The 16,353-nt window shown below is 66.0% G+C and carries 17 protein-coding genes and 1 tRNA gene; 12 read left to right on the plus strand and 6 right to left on the minus strand.

The window, feature by feature from the left end; genetic code table 11:
• Positions 1-13 precede the first annotated feature (13 nt).
• A tRNA-Leu gene (locus C2847_RS09175) sits at positions 14-100 on the minus strand.
• Positions 101-333: 233 nt separating this feature from the next.
• Between C2847_RS09175 and C2847_RS09180 the strand changes: the two genes are divergently transcribed.
• From C2847_RS09180 to C2847_RS12330, 8 genes are all read left to right on the plus strand, one after another.
• A complete protein-coding gene (locus C2847_RS09180; protein WP_105318072.1) occupies positions 334-969 on the plus strand; it encodes an ammonia-forming cytochrome c nitrite reductase subunit c552 in 636 nt (211 codons plus the stop codon).
• Positions 970-977: 8 nt separating this feature from the next.
• Positions 978-3,617 (plus strand): 4Fe-4S dicluster domain-containing protein, encoded by a 2,640-nt coding sequence (locus tag C2847_RS09185; protein WP_105318073.1) that lies wholly within the window; start codon positions 978-980, stop codon positions 3,615-3,617.
• Complete coding sequence (nrfD, locus tag C2847_RS09190; protein ID WP_105318074.1) at positions 3,607-4,959, plus strand: NrfD/PsrC family molybdoenzyme membrane anchor subunit; 1,353 nt, start codon at positions 3,607-3,609, stop codon at positions 4,957-4,959. The genes C2847_RS09185 and nrfD overlap by 11 nt, the downstream gene beginning before the upstream one ends.
• Positions 4,960-4,968: 9 nt before the next feature.
• The gene (locus tag C2847_RS09195; RefSeq protein WP_105318075.1) at positions 4,969-5,487 is read left to right on the plus strand and encodes a DUF3341 domain-containing protein; all 519 of its coding nucleotides are present in this window, start codon (positions 4,969-4,971) and stop codon (positions 5,485-5,487) included.
• A complete protein-coding gene (locus tag C2847_RS09200; protein ID WP_105318076.1) occupies positions 5,480-5,995 on the plus strand; it encodes a c-type cytochrome in 516 nt (171 codons plus the stop codon). The genes C2847_RS09195 and C2847_RS09200 overlap by 8 nt, the downstream gene beginning before the upstream one ends.
• A complete protein-coding gene (locus tag C2847_RS09205) occupies positions 5,979-6,983 on the plus strand; it encodes a hypothetical protein (protein ID WP_105318077.1) in 1,005 nt (334 codons plus the stop codon). Before C2847_RS09200 ends, C2847_RS09205 begins: the two co-directional genes overlap by 17 nt.
• Before the next feature lie 121 nt (positions 6,984-7,104).
• On the plus strand, positions 7,105-8,241 hold the full coding sequence (locus C2847_RS09210) for an NAD(P)/FAD-dependent oxidoreductase (RefSeq protein ID WP_105318078.1): 1,137 nt from the start codon (positions 7,105-7,107) through the stop codon (positions 8,239-8,241).
• Positions 8,242-8,249: 8 nt separating this feature from the next.
• Complete coding sequence (locus C2847_RS12330) at positions 8,250-8,864, plus strand: helical membrane plugin domain-containing protein (RefSeq protein WP_164835691.1); 615 nt, start codon at positions 8,250-8,252, stop codon at positions 8,862-8,864.
• Positions 8,865-8,913: 49 nt separating this feature from the next.
• Here the strand turns inward: C2847_RS12330 and C2847_RS09220 are convergent, their stop codons facing one another.
• The 3 genes from C2847_RS09220 to lysJ are packed head-to-tail and all read right to left on the minus strand — an operon-like array spanning position 8,914 to position 12,778.
• On the minus strand, positions 8,914-10,494 hold the full coding sequence (locus C2847_RS09220) for a GGDEF domain-containing protein (protein WP_244187407.1): 1,581 nt from the start codon (positions 10,492-10,494) through the stop codon (positions 8,914-8,916).
• Positions 10,495-10,517: 23 nt separating this feature from the next.
• A complete protein-coding gene (locus C2847_RS09225) occupies positions 10,518-11,594 on the minus strand; it encodes a [LysW]-lysine hydrolase (protein ID WP_105318079.1) in 1,077 nt (358 codons plus the stop codon).
• The gene (lysJ, locus tag C2847_RS09230; RefSeq protein WP_105318080.1) at positions 11,591-12,778 is read right to left on the minus strand and encodes a [LysW]-aminoadipate semialdehyde transaminase LysJ; all 1,188 of its coding nucleotides are present in this window, start codon (positions 12,776-12,778) and stop codon (positions 11,591-11,593) included. Before lysJ ends, C2847_RS09225 begins: the two co-directional genes overlap by 4 nt.
• A 138-nt stretch (positions 12,779-12,916) precedes the next feature.
• On the opposite strand from lysJ, the gene folK reads away from it, so the two are divergent.
• Genes folK through plsX form a run of 4 tightly spaced genes read left to right on the plus strand, consistent with a single transcriptional unit; the run spans position 12,917 to position 15,186 of the window.
• Entirely contained in the window at positions 12,917-13,396 is a 480-nt protein-coding gene (gene folK / locus C2847_RS09235) for a 2-amino-4-hydroxy-6-hydroxymethyldihydropteridine diphosphokinase (RefSeq protein WP_105318081.1), read from the plus strand.
• A gap of 42 nt (positions 13,397-13,438) precedes the next feature.
• Complete coding sequence (locus C2847_RS09240) at positions 13,439-13,816, plus strand: RNA-binding protein S1 (RefSeq protein WP_015716279.1); 378 nt, start codon at positions 13,439-13,441, stop codon at positions 13,814-13,816.
• A 60-nt stretch (positions 13,817-13,876) separates the two neighbouring features.
• Positions 13,877-14,209, plus strand: coding sequence for a thioredoxin (gene trxA, locus C2847_RS09245; RefSeq protein ID WP_028494405.1), 333 nt, complete (start codon positions 13,877-13,879; stop codon positions 14,207-14,209).
• Entirely contained in the window at positions 14,206-15,186 is a 981-nt protein-coding gene (plsX, locus tag C2847_RS09250) for a phosphate acyltransferase PlsX (RefSeq protein ID WP_105318082.1), read from the plus strand. Before trxA ends, plsX begins: the two co-directional genes overlap by 4 nt.
• Here the strand turns inward: plsX and C2847_RS09255 are convergent.
• The gene (locus C2847_RS09255) at positions 15,175-15,594 is read right to left on the minus strand and encodes an archease (protein WP_105318083.1); all 420 of its coding nucleotides are present in this window, start codon (positions 15,592-15,594) and stop codon (positions 15,175-15,177) included. The genes plsX and C2847_RS09255 overlap by 12 nt on opposite strands.
• Positions 15,585-16,286, minus strand: a complete 702-nt coding sequence (locus C2847_RS09260) for a PIG-L deacetylase family protein (RefSeq protein ID WP_164835692.1) — start codon at positions 16,284-16,286, stop codon at positions 15,585-15,587. The genes C2847_RS09255 and C2847_RS09260 overlap by 10 nt, the downstream gene beginning before the upstream one ends.
• Positions 16,287-16,353 lie beyond the last annotated feature (67 nt).

Here is a 16,353-nt window from a genome sequence, read left to right on the forward strand (position 1 = left end):
CCTTGGGGCCCCTTGGTGCCGGGAGCGGGACTTGAACCCGCACGCCCTTGCGGGCACCACCCCCTCAAGATGGCGTGTCTACCAGTTCCACCATCCCGGCAGGACGCGCCTCACGCGCAAGCTTCAGTTTAGCAAAAGCCCCTTTCTTGTCAAGGTTGGCCGCGCCTTGGGACATTTGTCCCTTACTCTTTCCGCTACCCTATTCCCTAGAGATCGCTGGAAAGGGTAGGGCGGTTGGGCTCGGTTCTCGGTTTTCTTATGAAAGCGCCCGGGGCCCTTGATTGAACCGCTGGAACCCTGCCCCTAGCCTTAGCCCTTAAGGCCGGAGGTGGCATGAAGCGCCGCAACCGATGGGTTAGACGGCTCTTTTGGGGTGGGGTCTTGGGGGTCTTTGCCCTCTTGGGGGTGGTTTTTTCTGGGTTGGCGGTGGGGGGCTTTGAGCAGCGCACCTTGCCGGTGAGCCAGCCTCTGCCCTTCAGCCACGCCCTGCACGCGGGGGCCCTGGGCCTTTCCTGCCGCTACTGCCATGGGGCAGCGGAGAAGGCCGCCTACGCCGGGTTTCCCTCCACGGAAACCTGCATGACCTGCCACACCTTCGTCAAACCCGATAGCCCCAACCTGGCCCTGGTGCGGCAGAGCTGGGAAACCGGGGAGTCCTTGCATTGGAACCGGGTCATCAACCTGCCGGATTTCGTCTACTTCCACCACGGGGCCCATGTGGCCAAGGGGGTGGGGTGCGCGGAGTGCCACGGGCGGGTGGACCAGATGGCGGTAGTCCGCCAGCCCTGGGCCTTCACCATGAGGTTCTGCCTGGAATGCCACCGCCAGCCCGAGGCCCGCCTGAGGCCCAAGGAGCAGGTCTTCAACATGGCCTATACCCCGGACCCGGAGCTGGGCAAGACGTTGCGGGCCCTCTACCGGGTGCGTTCGGCGGAGGCCCTGACCGGCTGCAACACCTGTCACCGCTAGGAGGCTTCATGAAGGAACCGCGCGGTTATAAGAAAGCTTTGGAGCGGGAACCCTTCCAGGAGGACGTCCCCTTTGGCCCTGTGACCCGGCGGGGGTTCTTGGCCTTGGGGCTTTTGTCCCTCGCCGCTTGTACCCCGGTGGTGCGGCGGAAAGGGGTGCCCTATGTGCGCCAGCCGGAGTGGGTGGTGGAGGGGGGCGAGGCGGAGTTCGTCACCGCCCTTCCCCATGCCGGCTTCGCCGAGCCGGTGCGGGTAAAGGTCTACCAGGAAAGGCCCCTCTTTATGGCGCCTTTGGAGAGGGCCATGAGCCCCTACCCCCTGGCGGGCCTCTACGCCCTATACGATCCGGCCCGCCAGGGCAAGGCCCCGGACTGGGAGGGGTTTTATGCCGCCTGGCGGCAGGCTTTGGCGGAGGGGGAAACCCTTCTGGTCCTTCCCCGCACCACCTCCCCCAGCCTCGAGGGTCTTTTGGAAAGGGCCCAGGCCCGTTTCCCCAACCTCCGGGTAGCCCGGTTTGAGGCCTGGAGCCTGGAGAACGTCTACCTGGGGGCGGAGGCGGCCTTCGGGCGAAGGGTTTGGCCCGTCTACGCCCCGGAGAAGGTGGAAACCGTACTCCTCCTGGACGTAGAGGCGCACGAGCACCCGGCGGGATACCTCTGGTGGGAGGCCTTAAGCCGCAGGCGCCTTCCACCCATGAACCGCATCTATGCGGTGGAAAGCGGGGCCAGCCTTCTGGGGAGCATGGCCGACCACCGCCTGGCCCTAAAGCCCAGCCAGGTGGAGGCCTTCCTCCTGGCTCTGGCCCAGACCCTGGGGGTGGTCCAGGGGACCCCTGCCTTGGACTACGGGGGATTTCTCCCGGCCTTGGCGGAGGACCTGCAAAGGGGCGGGGTGGTCCTGGCCGGGCCCCAGCTCTCCCCGGGGGCCCAGGCCCTGGTCATGGCCATCAACCAGGTCCTTAAGGCTCCAGTGCGCTATGTGGAGCCTCCGGAGAAGGAGGCGGCCACGCCCAAAGCCTTCCAGCAGGCCGAGGGGGCCGAGCGCCTGGTGTGGGCGGCGGAGGGTCCCTTGCCCAGCCTCTCGGGCAAGGCCTTCTCCGCAGCGCTTTCCCTGTACCCCAACAAGGCGGCCTCCTGGAGCCTTCCCTTGGCCCATCCCCTCGAGGCCTCGGGCCAGCACCGGGATGCCGAGGGGCGGCTTTGGTCCAGCCAGGCCCTCATCCAGCCCCTCTGGGGTGGGAAAACCCTGGAGGAGGTGCTGGCAGGGCTTTTGGGGGAGGAGCTTCCCGCCCTTTCCCCTGAGGAGAAGCGGGCCCTGGCGGAGGGAAGGCCCTTGGCGGAGGCCCGGGAGGTGCCCATGGAAGTGCGCCCCGGTCTGGAAGGCCGCCTTCCCCCTTTGCGGAAGGAGGCTCCTTGGGAGCTTACCCTGCGCCCCGACGCCAGCCTTTACGATGGGCGCTACCGGGACAACCCCTATTTGCAGGAGCTTCCCAGGCCCCTAAGCCGCCTGGTCTGGGACGGGGCGTTGCTCTTAAGCGAGGAGGATGCCGAGGCCCTGGGCCTTCTTGCGGACATCCGGGCCCGGGAGCGGCGGGCGGATCCCAAACGCCCCCTCCTACGGGTTAAGGCGGGAGGGAAGGAGGCCCTTCTGCCCCTTTGGCCTCTACCCGGTCTGCCCAAGGGGAGCGGGGTGGCTCCCCTCTCCCACTTCTTCCACCCCGAAGGGGTGGTCTGGCCCATGGAGGTGGCCGCCACGGGCCGGCATTACCCCTTGGTGTCCACCCAGTACCACGGGTATCTGGGCGAGGTGGAGGCCGTGAAGGTCCTGGAGGAAAAAAGGGCCTTGGAGATGGAGGCCCACAAGGAGAAGCGGGTTTCCTTCTATCCCCCCTGGCCCCAAGGGGAGCACGCCTGGGCCATGACCGTGGACTTAAGCCGGTGCCTGGGGTGTGGGCTTTGCACCCTCGCTTGCCAGGTGGAGAACAACATCCCCGTGGTGGGGAAGGAGGAGGTGGCCAAGGGGCGGGAGATGCACTGGATCCGCATCGACCGCTACTTCGCCGAGGAAGGGGTGGTGCACCAGCCGGTGATGTGCCAACACTGCGAGAAGGCTCCCTGCGAGGCCGTCTGCCCGGTGGCGGCCACGGAGCACTCCAGCGAGGGCCTGAACCTCATGGTCTACAACCGCTGCGTGGGCACCAAGTACTGCTCCGCCAACTGCCCCTACAAGGCCCGGCGCTTCAACTTCTTCCCCTACGGGGAGGCCTTCGTGGGCAAGGGGGACCCCCGTAAGGCCAAGGAAAGCCCCCTTTCCCTCCTCATGAACCCCGAGGTGACGGTGCGGAGCCGCGGGGTCATGGAGAAGTGCACCTACTGCGTGCAGCGCATCGAGACCACCCGGGCCAAGGCGGCCATGGAGGGGCGGAAGGTCCGCACCGGGGAGGTGGTGACCGCCTGCCAGGAGGTCTGCCCGGGGAAGGCTATCCACTTCGGGGACCTCTTGGATCCTGAAGACCCCATCCAGGCCCACCGCAAGGAGGGGCGGCACTACACCCTCCTCGAGGAGGCCAACACCTGGCCCCGCACCACCTACCTGGCCCATCTGAAAAACCCTAATCCCAAGCTAAAGGAGGGGGAGCATGGCGCATAAAGAACCCCATCCCGACCACGACCTGATCCAGGGGGAGTGGACGGAGAAGACCTTGGTGGAAAAGCTGCTGGAACCGGTAGAGAAGCCAGCCCCCAGGCCCTGGAGGGTGGTGGTGGCCGTGGGGGCGGCCCTTACCCTGGTGTGGCTTTATTCCCTTTTCGTCACCTTTGTGAAGGGTCTTGGCACCTGGGGTATCAACCAGCCCGTGGCCTGGGGGTTTGACATCGTGCACTTCGTTTGGTGGATCGGTATCGGTCACGCCGGGACCCTGATCAGCGCCATTCTGGTCCTCATGCGCCAGAACTGGCGCGACTCCTTGAACCGGGTCACCGAGGCCATGACCCTGTTCGCCGTGCTGGCGGCGGCCACCTACCCCCTGATCCACATGGGCCGGCCCCAGCTCTTCTACTGGGTGATGCCCTACCCCACCCACATGGCCCTCTGGCCCCAGTACAAGAGCCCCCTTTCCTGGGACGTGCTGGCCATCATGACCTACCTTACCATCTCCACCCTCTTCCTCTACCTGGGCTTGATCCCGGACCTGGCCCTCCTCAGGGAGAGGAGCAAGGGCTGGCGGCGGAAGCTGTACGGCTGGCTCTCCCTGGGCTGGACAGGGAATGCCGTCCACTGGCAGCGCTATAGGGCGGTCTATGTGCTCCTGGCGGGCCTCGCCACCCCGGTGGTGATCTCCGTGCACTCGGTGGTGAGCATGGACTTCGCCTACGGCCTGGTGCCGGGCTGGCACCTCACGGTCTTCCCCCCCTTCTTCGCCGCGGGGGCCATCTACTCGGGCTTCGCCATGGCCTTGACCCTCATCATCCCCCTCAGGAAGTGGTACCGGCTGGAGGGGGTGATCACCGACCGCCACCTGGACTGGATGGCCAAGGTGACCCTGGCCTCGGGCCTCGGTGTGGCCTACATCTACCTCCTGGAGATCTTCATCGCCTGGTACGCGGGGGAGCCCGCGGAGTGGGCCCAGCAGCTTTGGCGCATGACCGGCCCCTACGCCCCCTACTACTGGGCCATGATGCTCATCAACGTGGTCCTTCTCCAGACCCTTTGGTTCCCCCGCTTCCGCAAGAACCTCACCTGGCTTTTCATCTTCTCCATCCTGGCTAACGTGGGCATGTGGCTGGAGCGCTTCGTGATCGTCATCATCAGCCTGTCCCACGACTTCTTGCCCGGGAACTTCCACCTTTACTACCCCACCTGGGTGGACTGGACCCTCTTCCTCGGGACCATCGGCTTCTTCCTCTTCGGCCTTGCCCTTTTCATCCGCATCTTCCCCCCCATCGCCGTGGCGGAGATGGTCCACCTGTTCCACCGCCTGAGAAAGCACTAGGAGGGGCCCATGTTGTATGGACTCATGGCCTACTTTGACTCGGCGGAAAGGCTTTTAGAGGCCTTAAGGGTGCTCAAGGAAAAGGGATACCGCCACCTCGAGGCCCTCACCCCCAACCCGGTGGAAGGCATAGAAGAGGTGTTGGGTGGGGATGGGCGCATCCCCTGGATCGCCTTCGGCCTAGGGGTTCTGGGGGTGGGGTTGGGGCTTTTCCTCCAGATCTACACCACCCTGGACTACCCCCACAACGCCGGGGGCAAGCCCCTTTTGGGCTGGCCCGCCTTCATCCCCGTGACCTTCGAGCTCACCATCCTCACCATTACCGTGGGGATCTTCCTCTTCCTCCTGTACATGAACGGCCTCCCCCTGGCCGCCCACCCTGCGGTGAGGGCCAAGGAGTACGTGCGGGTCCTTCTGGACGAGTACGGGATCTTCGTCTACGCCACGGATCCCCGGTTCGACCTGGAGGGCACCAGGGCCCTGCTTCGGGAACTGGGTGCGGAGGTGGAGGAGGTGCGGCGTGACTAGGTGGCTTCTTCTCCTGCTCCCCCTCCTTTCCGCCTGCGGCTGGATGTGGGACCAGCCCAAGGTGAAGCCCTTCCGGGAAGCACCCTTGCAGGTCCAGGTGGCCCCGGAACGGGTGCGCTTCGGGGAGAACCTGAACCTGGAGGTGCGCACCGGCCTCAAGCCCGAGGGGGGGTTCGCCGACAACCCCTACGCCTTTACGGATGGGGAGCTTCTACGGGGCAAGGTCCTGTACCGCTCCTTCTGCGCCGTCTGTCACGGGCTAAACGGGGAAGGGGATGGGCGGGTGATCCCCTTGGGGATGCCCAAGCCCCGCTCCTTCCTGGACCCGGGGGTGAAGGCCATGCCCGAGGGCTACTTCTACTTTGCGGCCACCAACGGCTTTGGCCGCATGCTCTCCTATAAGAGCCGCATCCCGGAGAGGGAGCGCTGGCTCATCGCCCACTACATCAAGCGGTGTCTGCAGGAGGAGGCCTGCCCTCTGGAGGTGATCAATGCAGAGGTCTATTGAGGCAAGCCGTTCGGGTTTTCTGTTCCTAGGCCTGGTTCTTTATGCGCTGGCCTTTCTCTTTGGGGCTCCGGCCGCTTACTTTCCCTTTGCCTTCTTCCTTCTCCTTTCCTTGGGGGCGCTTCTGGTGCTCCTCCTGCACAACGCCTTAAGGAGCCGCTGGGGTATTCCCCTGGAGCCTTACCTTTATCCCCTGGCCCGCCTCCTTCCCCTCATGGGGCTTTTGGGCCTGCCCTTCTTCCTCTTCCTGCCGGAGCTTTTCCCTTGGGCTCGGCCCGGGGCCATGCTGGACCCCATCCTGGCCCACCGCTCGGGGTACCTGAACGCCCCCTTCATGCTCCTTCGCTACGTCCTGTTCTTCGCTCTCTTTTCCTGGGTCCTCCTGAAGCTGAAACCCGGGGAACACCGCTCCGAGATGGGGGCCTGGGGGTTGCCGCTGGTCTTTGCCGCTGCCACCTTCCTCACCTATGACCTCTTCATGGCCCTCGAGGCCCATTTCTACTCCGCCTCCTTTGGGGCCATCCTCCTTCTTTCCGCAGCGGTTTTAGCCCTGGCCGTGGCCGTGGCCCTGGCGGCCCGCAAGGGGACACCCGCCCTCATGGGCCAGGCCCAGAACCACACCAACCTCCTTCTTGCCCTTTCCATCATCTGGATCTACGTGGAGGCCACCACCCTGATCATCATCTGGGGAGGGGATCTGCCCCATGAGGTGGAGTTCTACCTGAAGCGCCTGGAAGGCCCTTGGGGCACGGTGGCCGCCTTATGGGCGGTGGGGGGGTTCTTCCTTCCCTTCCTCTACCTCCTCACCAACCTCCCCAAGCGGGAGGCCCGGTATCTCCTGCCCGTGGCCCTTTGGATTCCCCTCTTCCGCCTTCTGCACCTGGCCTGGTACGTGCTCCCCGCCCTGGGGCGGGGGGTGGGGATCGGGGAGGTGCTGGGCTTCCTAGGCCTTGGCCTCTTCTTCCTCCAGCGCCTGCGGAACCCCTCCTGAGGATTCTCTAAACCGGGGATGGCCCCGCCCAGAGGGCGGGGCATTTGCACCTACCTTCACAAAGAGGATGGGTGCATCCTGGACTTAGGGGTACGCGGTAAGGGTACCCGGGAGGTGGAAGATGGCGACGAAGGTTCTGGTTTTGGGAGGCGGCTCGGGCGGCCTGGTGGCGGCCAACAGGGTGAAAAGGCTCCTGGGGAGGGAGGTGGAGGTCACCCTGGTGGACAAGAACGCCTACCACGAGTTCATGCCCGCCTATCCCTGGGTGGCCTTCGGCATGCGGGAGCCCGAGCAGGTGCGCAGGCCCCTGGCCAACCTGGAAAAACGGGGCATCACCTATCTCCAGGCCACGGTGGAGGCCTTAGACCCCGCCAACAACCGGGTGAAGACCAGCGCCGGGGAGCTTTCCTACGATTACCTGATCGTTTCCCTGGGGGCGGAGGCGTTGCCTTCCCCTGCCCAGGACAGCTACGCCCCCTGGAGCCTCGAGGGGGCCTTGAGGCTCCGGCAGGCCCTCAAGAACTTCCAGGGGGGGCGGGTGGTGGTAGGGGTTTCCTCCCCCTACTACCCCTGCCCGCCTGCGCCCTATGAGGTGGCAGGGCAGGTGGAGTTTGCCCTGAAGGTCAAAGGGGTACGGGAGAGGAGCAGCGTGGACGTTTTCCACCTGAATCCCCTGCCCCTGGCGGGCATGGGCCCGGCGATCTCGGGCAAGGTCATGGAGATCCTCCGCTCCAAGGGCATCGCCTTCCACGGGGAGTTCGAACCGGTGGCCTTTGAGGGGGGCAAGGTCAGGGCCAAGGACGGAAGGGAGCTGGCCTACGACCTCCTCATCCTCACGCCCCCCTTCGCCCCCAACCGGGTGGTGCGGGAATCCCCCCTCGCGGGGCCCCAGGGCTTTCCCGAGGTGAACAAGGCCACCTTCCGCTCCACCAGATTCGCCAACGTTTTCGTCATCGGGGACACGGTGAACCCCTCCCTCATGCTGCCCCCCGCCGGGGTGGTGGCCCACTTCCAGGGGGAGTACGTGGCCGGGGTCATCGCCTCCGACCTCAAGGGGGCCTATATCGGCGAGCCCTTCAACCCCGTGGCCATGTGCATCATGGACTTCGGGGACAACGCCCTTTTGCCCCAGTGCTCTTTTGAAAAGCTCCTGGCGGGCACCGGCATGCCTTCCTGTGGCGTGATGGCCGTGGGCAAGTGGGTCCGGGTGACCAAGATGCTCTTCGAGGGCTTCTGGTTCGCCACCTTGATCGAGTAGGGGGGACCATGGAAAAAAAGACGCTTACGGTGGAAGAAAGGCTAGCCCACATCGAGGAGGTGCTGCAAAAAAGCGGGCTAGGCCTCCTAGCCCAGGTGGGGGCTGGGGAAACCCTGGCGGAGAACCTAGGCCTCCTCATGGAGCCCAAGAACCTCCAGATGGTTTCCCTGCTGGCCCGCTTCCTGGACCAGGCGGAGGCCTTGGAGAAGCTGGCGGATACCCTGGAGAAGCTGGAACAATCCGGGGCCTTGGCCTTCCTGGGCCACCTCTCTGAGAACTTCGGGGAGGGCTTGGGGATGCTCATGGAGCCTCAGGTGCTCAGGCTTTTCTCCCATGGGGCCAATGTCCTGGACATCCTTTCCCGGATAGAGCCCGCCGCCATCGGCATGATGGCCTCGGCCCTGCAACGGGGCTTGGGGGAAACCTTTACCCCCGAGGTGATGCGGGACCCTCCTCGGGTGGGCCTGACGGGGATCCTGAAGCAGCTTTCCGACCCCGAGGTGCAGAAGGCCCTGGGGGTGCTTTTCCTCCTTCTCAAGGCTCTGGGCAAGGCCTTCGGCCACCTGAACGAGGACATGAAAGCCCTGGAAGGCCTTATGGCCAAGATGATGCCCAAGAAGTAGCGGCTTAGAGTCCTCAAGACCCCGTTACGGCGAGGGCTGCAACGGGGTTTTACGCCATGGTCACCCGGTCCCGGCCCGTTTCCTTGGCCCGGAGAAGGGCGTAGTCGGCCTTGAGGACCCAGTCCTCCAGCTGGGCCTGGCTTTCCGGAACCTCCCCCCCGGCGATGCCGGCGGAGAGGGTAAGGGGATAGGGGATGGGGTCCACCCTTTGGTGGCGGAAGCGGTAGCGGATGCGCTCCACCACCTCCTTGGCCGCAAGGTGGTCGGCCCCGTAGAGGAAGAGGAGGAACTCCTCCCCCCCGTAGCGCACCGCCAGGTCCTCGCGGCGCACGCTGGCCTGGAGGATGCGGCCCAGGAGCTTCAGGACCTCGTCGCCCACCGGGTGGCCGTAGGTGTCGTTCACCCACTTGAAGCGGTCGATGTCCAGCATGGCCACGCTAAGGGGGGCTTCGTAGCGCCGGGCCAGGGCCAGGAGCTTGGGGAGCTCCGCCTCGAGGCTCCTGCGGTTCAAAAGCCCGGTGAGGGGGTCGGTGAGGGCCAGGGCACCCCACTCCACTTGCTTTAGCACCTGCCGAAGGCGCTCCCCCAGGAGGGCGAGGAAGCCTGGGGGTGGGGGTTCCTCCGGGAGGCTGCGCAGGTAGAGGTAGGCGGCTTCCCCGTTCAGGGGGATGGAAAGGCGATGGGGGGTGCGTTCCCCCACCAGCCCCCGCCGGCTCCGCACCTCGAGGCCCACCGCCTGGGGCAAGAGGGCTCGGGCCGCCTCCAAGGCTCCCAGGAGGACCGCCTCCGGGCTCAGGGTCTGGGTCACCCGAGGGGAGAGGCGGGCCAGGTCTTCCAGGAAGCGGATCCAGCGCTGGGTCCTGGCCTCCATGACCGCGCGGGTCCTTTCCCAGGCCAGGAGAAGCCCGACATTGCCCAACACCCCCGCGTAGGTGGCGAGGAGGAAGCCCAACGGAGCCTGGGCCAGGGCGGCCAAGGGGGGCAGGAGGGTCCAGGCGGCGGCCAGGCCGCCCAGGGCTCCCCGCTGGGGTACCAGGGTCCCTAGCCCGCCCCACCCTGCCAGGCCGTAGGCCAGCACGTAGAGGGCGTGCACCGGGTGGCCTAGGGCATAACCCTCCCCCGCCACCTCCAGGTAGGCCAGGTCGGCCACCCCGAAGAGGAAGAGGCCGGAAACCAGGAGAAGCCGTTCGGTTCCTCCCTCGCCCCGCAGGGCGCTCTCCCCCGCAAAGCCGGTCAAAAGGAGGAGGGCCGTGTCCAGGAAGGCGAAGGGGAGGCCCCCCTTGGAGGTTATTCCTACCCACACCAGCCCCAGGGCCAAGGGAGCCACCAGGAGCAGGGTGGGTCCAGGGCGCCCTTTCCGGGCCAGGGGGTAGACCCCCAGGGCCAGAAGGGGGTAGGCCACCCCGTAGGCCAGGTAGGCCAGGGGGGAGCCCAGGGCCAAGAACCCCTCCCCCAGCCCGCTCAGCAGGAGCCCCGCCCCGATCCACCTCGAGCCCTTGAGGAGAAGGGCCAAACCTACGCCCATCCCCAAGGCGGGCAGGAGCAGGGCCTCGCTGAGGACCCGGGTAGGGGGGAAGATGGCCAGGGCCAGCAGGAGCCCCAGGGCCAGGGGCGGCCAGAATGGAACCACGCCAGCAGTTTACCAGGTTGCCCTCAACCTGGAGGACTGGTTCGGGCCAGGGCCTCGAGGGCCTCCCTAAGCGCCTCGATCCCTTTCAGGAACTCCTCCACCTCCACGTGCTCGTGGGGGGTGTGGTCCAAGGTGGAGTCCCCCGGCCCGTAGGCCACCATGGGCACCCTCCAGTGGGGGGCCAGGACGTTCATGTCGCTGGTGCCGGTCTTCAGCTTGAAGACGGGTTTCCCGCCTGCCTTGCGGATCCCTTGCCTCAGGGCCCGGGTGAGGGGGGTGTCCTTGGGGCCCAGGTAGGGCACCTCCCGGCCGAAGAACTCCAGCTCAATGGTGGGGGGCGCGTAGGCGGTGAGGTGGCGGATGGCCTCCTCCGGGGGAAGCCTGGGGGGGAGGCGCAGGTCAAAGAACATCTCCGCCACCTGCTTGAGCTCCGCCGGGTGAACCTTGAAGTCCCGCAGGGTGTACTGCACCTGGTCAAAGGCCTTTTGCCCCACGTTCATGGCCTCGGCCCAGGCCTTGATGGCCACGAAATAGCTGATGAGCTCTTCGGCGGCGTTGGGCTCGTGGTGGGCGGAGTGGAAGTTGTCCTTCTCCCGCCGGGCCTTGACCAGAAGCCTTCCCTTGTAGCCCAGGGTGATGCCCTCCCAACCCGAGGGTTCGCCGATCACCACGTAGTCCGGCTTGAGTCTGGGGGCCACGAAGCGGGCGCCTTTGGAGCTTGGGGCCTCCTCCTCCGTGGCCCCCACCAGGTGGACGGTGAGGCGCTCTCTGGCCTCCTCGGAAAGCCCCGCCGCGGCGAAGATCATGGCCACGAAGGGGCCCTTGGCGTCCACCGCCCCGCGGCCGAAGAGCTTGTTCCCCTCCAGCCTAACGGGAACCGTCCCAGGAACCGTGTCGATATGCCCTAGGAGGACCACCTGGATGGGCCCTTGGCCCACCTGTCCCCGGGCGTTGTCCGCCTCGTCTACAAAGGCCTTAAGGCCCAGCCTTTCCATCCCCTCCGCCAGGTACTCCGCCACCAGGCGCTCCTCCCCGGAAGGGGAGGGGATCTCCAGGGCCCCTTGGAGGAACCCCACGGGGTCCAAGGCCTTGACGCTCATGGGAGGAGTACCGCCCGCACCGCCTCCACCACCCGCTCCAGATCCGCCTTTTCGATAACCAAAGGGGGAAGGAAGCGGATCACCGTGGGGCCTGCCTGCAGGGTCAGCACCCGGTGCTCCCGTTCCAGGCGCTCAATGTAAGGAGCAGCCTTTTCCTTGAGCTCGAGGCCCACCATGAGGCCGAGGCCCCGCACCTCCCGAATCTTGGGGGAAGGGATTTCCCGTAGCTTCTCCATGAACCAGGGGCCAAGCTCCGCCGCTCGTTCCCAGAGCCGGGTACGCTCCAGGTAGCGCAGGGCGGCCACCCCGGCGGCCATGGCCAGGGGGTTCCCCCCGAAGGTGGTGCCGTGCCCCCCCTTGGGCATGCTCCTCGCCACCTCCTCCCGCATCACCGCTGCCCCGATGGGCACCCCGCCCCCTAGGGCCTTGGCCAGGGTGAGGATGTCGGGCACCACCCCGTAGTGCTCAAAGGCGAAGCGCCTTCCCGTGCGTCCCATGCCGGTCTGGATCTCGTCCAGGATCAGCAGAGCCCCTTTTTCCCGGGTAACCTCCCGGGCCGCCTCCAAAAACTCCCGGGTGGCGGGGCGCACCCCCCCTTCCCCCTGCACGGGCTCGAGGATCACCGCCGCGGTTTCCTCGTCCACCGCCTTCCTCAGGGCCTCCACGTCGTTAAAGGGGATGAACTCCACGGGGCCCAAGAGGGGCATGAAGGGTTCCCGGTACTTGGGCTCCCAGGTGACGGAAAGGCTTCCCAGGGTGCGCCCGGAGAAGCCCCGCATGGCGGCCACCAGCTTCCGCCTCTTGGTGTGGGCCCAGGCGAACTTGATGGCCGCCTCGTTGGCCTCGGTGCCGGAGTTGGTGGGGAAGACCCGGTTGAGTTCTGGGGGAAGGAGGCTTACCAGGGTGCGGTAGAACTCCCCCCGCGTGGGGGTAGGCAGGGTCTGGGGCATGGAGAGGAGGGTTTCCGCCTGCTTCTTGATGGCCTCCACCACCTCAGGGTTGGCATGGCCCAGGTTGGCTACCCCGTAGCCCCCCACGCAGTCGATGTACTCGTGGCCCTCGGCATCCCAGACCCGAGCTCCTTGCCCCCGTACCAAAAGGAGGTCGTGCTTGGTGTAGACGCCGGTGTCCAGGCTCTTTTCCGCTTCCAGAAGGGTCCGCCAGTCCACATTTACCCCAACCATCCTCACCTCCAAAAGAAAAACCCCCGGGCGGGCCCGGGAAGCCAGGCTTCCCAGGCCCCATCAGGTTTTGCCCCGGGTGGCCATCTCCCCTTCAGGGTAGGGGGGCGGGACCACCTTGTCAACGGATAGACTGGGGAGGTGCTGGCCTATGTGGGCTTGGGTTCCAACCTCGAGGACCGGGCAGGCTACCTTTTACAGGCCCTTTCCCTCCTTTCCCGGCTCCCCGAGACCCGGTTTTTGCGCCTTTCCCCCGTGTATGAAACCGAGCCCGTGGGCCCACCCCAGCCCCCCTACCTGAACCTGGTGGCGGAGGTGGACACGGGGCTTTCCCCCCGGGCTTTCCTGGAGGGCCTCCTGGGGATAGAGCAAAGCCTTGGGCGGAAGCGGAAGGAGCGCTGGGGGCCGAGGACCATAGACCTGGACCTCCTGCTCTACGGGGACTGGGTCCTGGAGGAGGAGGGCCTCGAGGTGCCCCATCCCAGGCTTCACCAGCGGGCCTTCGTCCTGGTGCCTCTGGCCGACCTCATCCCGGAAGGGCGCCACCCGGTGCTCGGGCGCACCTTTGCCGAGCTCCTCGCCCCCCTGGACCGAAGGGGGGTGCGGCCCTTTGTGCTATAGTGGGGGCATCGCGGATCCTAGCCGCGCAAAGGGAGAAGGAAAGTGGAGCTAGAAGCTGGAAGCGTTGTAGAGGGCCGCGTGGTGCGGGTTACGGATTTTGGCGCCTTTGTGGAGCTCCCGGGGGGCGAGCAGGGCCTGGTGCACATCTCCCAGATCGCCCACGAGTTCGTGAGGAACGTGCGGGACTTCCTCAACGAGGGGGACATCGTCCAGGTGATGGTGAAGGGCCGGGACGCCAAGGGGCGTCTGGACCTTTCCATCAAGGACCTCACCCCCGCCCCAGAAGGGGCCCCACCCCCCAGGCCCAGGCGCCTGCCCAAGCAGTCCCCCGAGTTTGAGAACAAGCTGAAAAGCTTCCTCCGGGGCACCGGGGGTTTCGGCGGCAAGGGGGGCAAGAAGGGCGGCAAGAAAAAGCGCTAACCCAAAGGGTTGCCCCCGGGGGGTGTATGCCCCCGGGGTTTTGCTTTAAAGTGATGGGGTATGGCGAAGCCCATTGAGGTTACCGACGCCAACTTTGACCAGACCTTAAGCGGACACCCCCTGGTCCTGGTGGACTTCTGGGCGGAGTGGTGCGCTCCTTGCCGCATGATCGCTCCCATCCTGGAGGAGCTGGCTAGGGAGTACGAGGGGAAACTCTTGGTGGCCAAGCTGGACGTGGACGAAAACCCCAAGACGGCCATGCGCTTTAGGGTCATGAGCATCCCCACCGTGATCCTCTTCAAAAACGGCCAGCCGGTGGAGGTCCTGGTGGGGGCCCAGCCCAAGCGCAACTTTGAGGCCAAAATCCAGAAGCACCTCCCTGCCAGCGCATGAGGATCGCCCTGGACGCCATGGGGGGGGACCGGGCCCCCGGGGTTACGGTCCAAGGAGCCCTCCTGGCCGCCAAGGAGGGGGTGGAGGTTCTTCTGGTGGGGGAGGAGGCCCGCCTGCGGGCTGAGCTTGCCCGCCTGGGGACTTCCTTGCCCGTCCACCATGCTCCGGACTGGATTCCCATGGAGGAGCATGCCACCGAGGTGAGGAAGCGCCGGGAAAGCTCCATCATGGTGGCCATGGATCTTCTGAAGCGGGGCGAGGTCCAGGCGGTGGTGTCCATGGGCCACACCGGGGCCACCATGGCCGCAGCCCTCTTCACCCTGGGGCGGGTCAAGGGGGTGGAAAGGCCCGCCCTCTTGGTGGAGTTCCCCAGTCAAAGGGGACGCACCTTCCTCCTGGACGGGGGGGCCAACGCCGACTGCCGCCCTTCCTTCTTGGTGCAGTTCGCCGCCATGGGCCTGGCCTACGCCGAGGCCAGCGGCCTTGAGGACCCTAAGGTGGGCCTTCTTTCCATTGGCGAGGAGGAGGGGAAGGGCAACGCCCTGGTGCTGGAAACCTATCCCCTTCTGAAGAGGGCCTTGGGGGGGCGGTTTTTCGGCAATGTGGAAGGGCGGGACGTCTTCTTGGGCACCACGGAGGTGGTGGTCACCGACGGCTTTACCGGTAATGTGGTCCTGAAGCTGGCGGAGGGGGAGGCTAAGGTCCTCCTCGGCTGGATCAGGGAAGCCCTCACCTCGAGTCCCTTGGCCCGGCTGGGGGCCCTCCTGGCCCGGGGGGCTTTGCGGAAGGTGAAGGAGAAGGTGGATCCCTCCCAGTATGGGGCCATGCCCCTTTTGGGGGTGGAGGGGGCGGTCTTCATCGGCCACGGTTCCGCCGACGCTTTGGCGGTGAAAAACGCCCTTCTTCGGGCCAGGAGCCTGGTGGCGGCAGGGCTTTTGGACCGGGTGCGGGCGGGTCTTTCCGCTCTACACGTCTAGGATCACCTGGGCCTTCCATGCCCCGTTTTCCCGGCTCACCTGCAGGCCGTGGAAGGTGGCGCTTTTCACTTCTCCCTGGAAGCCAAAGCTCTCTTGGAAGGGCTCACCCCAAAGGGTGGCGGTGAGGCGGTAGCCCCCGGCTTCCTTTTGCACCCGTACCCGTGCCTTCCCGGGCACGAAGCCCTTGGTCTGGATCAGGTAGATGAGCTCGTTCAGGAAGCGGACCAGGAGGGTTTCCAGGTCCTCCGCCTCCAGGGAAAGGCGCCTGCGCCGGCTTCCCCTTTCTGGGGGAAAGAGGAACATCACCTGGAGAAGCCCTTTCAGGGCGGCCTGGAAGAGGCCCTCGAGGCTTTCCGCCTCCAGGAGGAACCCCACGTCGGCGGTGTGGTCCAGGGGCTTTACCACCATGGCCCCTCCTGGGTGCCCTCCGTTCCGGGGAGGTGGAAGGTTTCCGTCCAGAGCCTTTCGGGATACCTTTCCATGAAATCCAGCAGGGACAGGGCCTGGGTCCGGTGCTGGGCCAGGGCCTTGAGCTTTCGGGCCAGGGCCCATTCGGGTAGGCGTAGGCGGTGGGTGACGGGCCAGGGGCCTTCGGGCCGCACGAAGTACACCACCTGGGCCAGGCCCTCCGCCGCCTTGGTGGCGTAGCGGCTCGTGGCCACGTGGTCGGGGTGGCCGTTGATGCCGTCAGGGGGAAAGGTGAGGACATAGCGGGGCCTTTGGGCAAGAAGCCTTTCCCGGATGGCCGCTTCCGCCTCGGGGTGGTCGAGGAGGCCTTTCCCCGAGGCCAGGCCGCGGGGTTCCCCCGTCATCTCTTTAGGGCCCCTGTACTCCAGGTGAACCGCCTGGGGTAGGGCGTTGGGGAAGGAGAGGACCTCGAGGAAGTCCACTTCCAGGATCTCCGTTGCCCGCTCAAGTTCTTGGGTCCGCACCCAGGGCAGTTCCTCAGGTGGGCAGAGCCCCAGGGTTCTCCCCGCCTCCCCTCGGGTGAGGGTGAGGATGCCCGTTCTGAGCCCGGCCCTTTTGGCGAGGAGGAGCGCCCCACCGGCACCAAAGCTTTCGTCGTCGGGATGGGGGACCACCACCAAGAGGTCCAGCATGCCCCCATCTTGACAGAAATGCCCCTGCCTGGTACATTCAGTGTTGCGCCGGTTGGACCGGCGGGGG

It is taken from the genome of Thermus tenuipuniceus, from assembly GCF_002964845.1.
Lineage (GTDB): Bacteria > Deinococcota > Deinococci > Deinococcales > Thermaceae > Thermus > Thermus tenuipuniceus.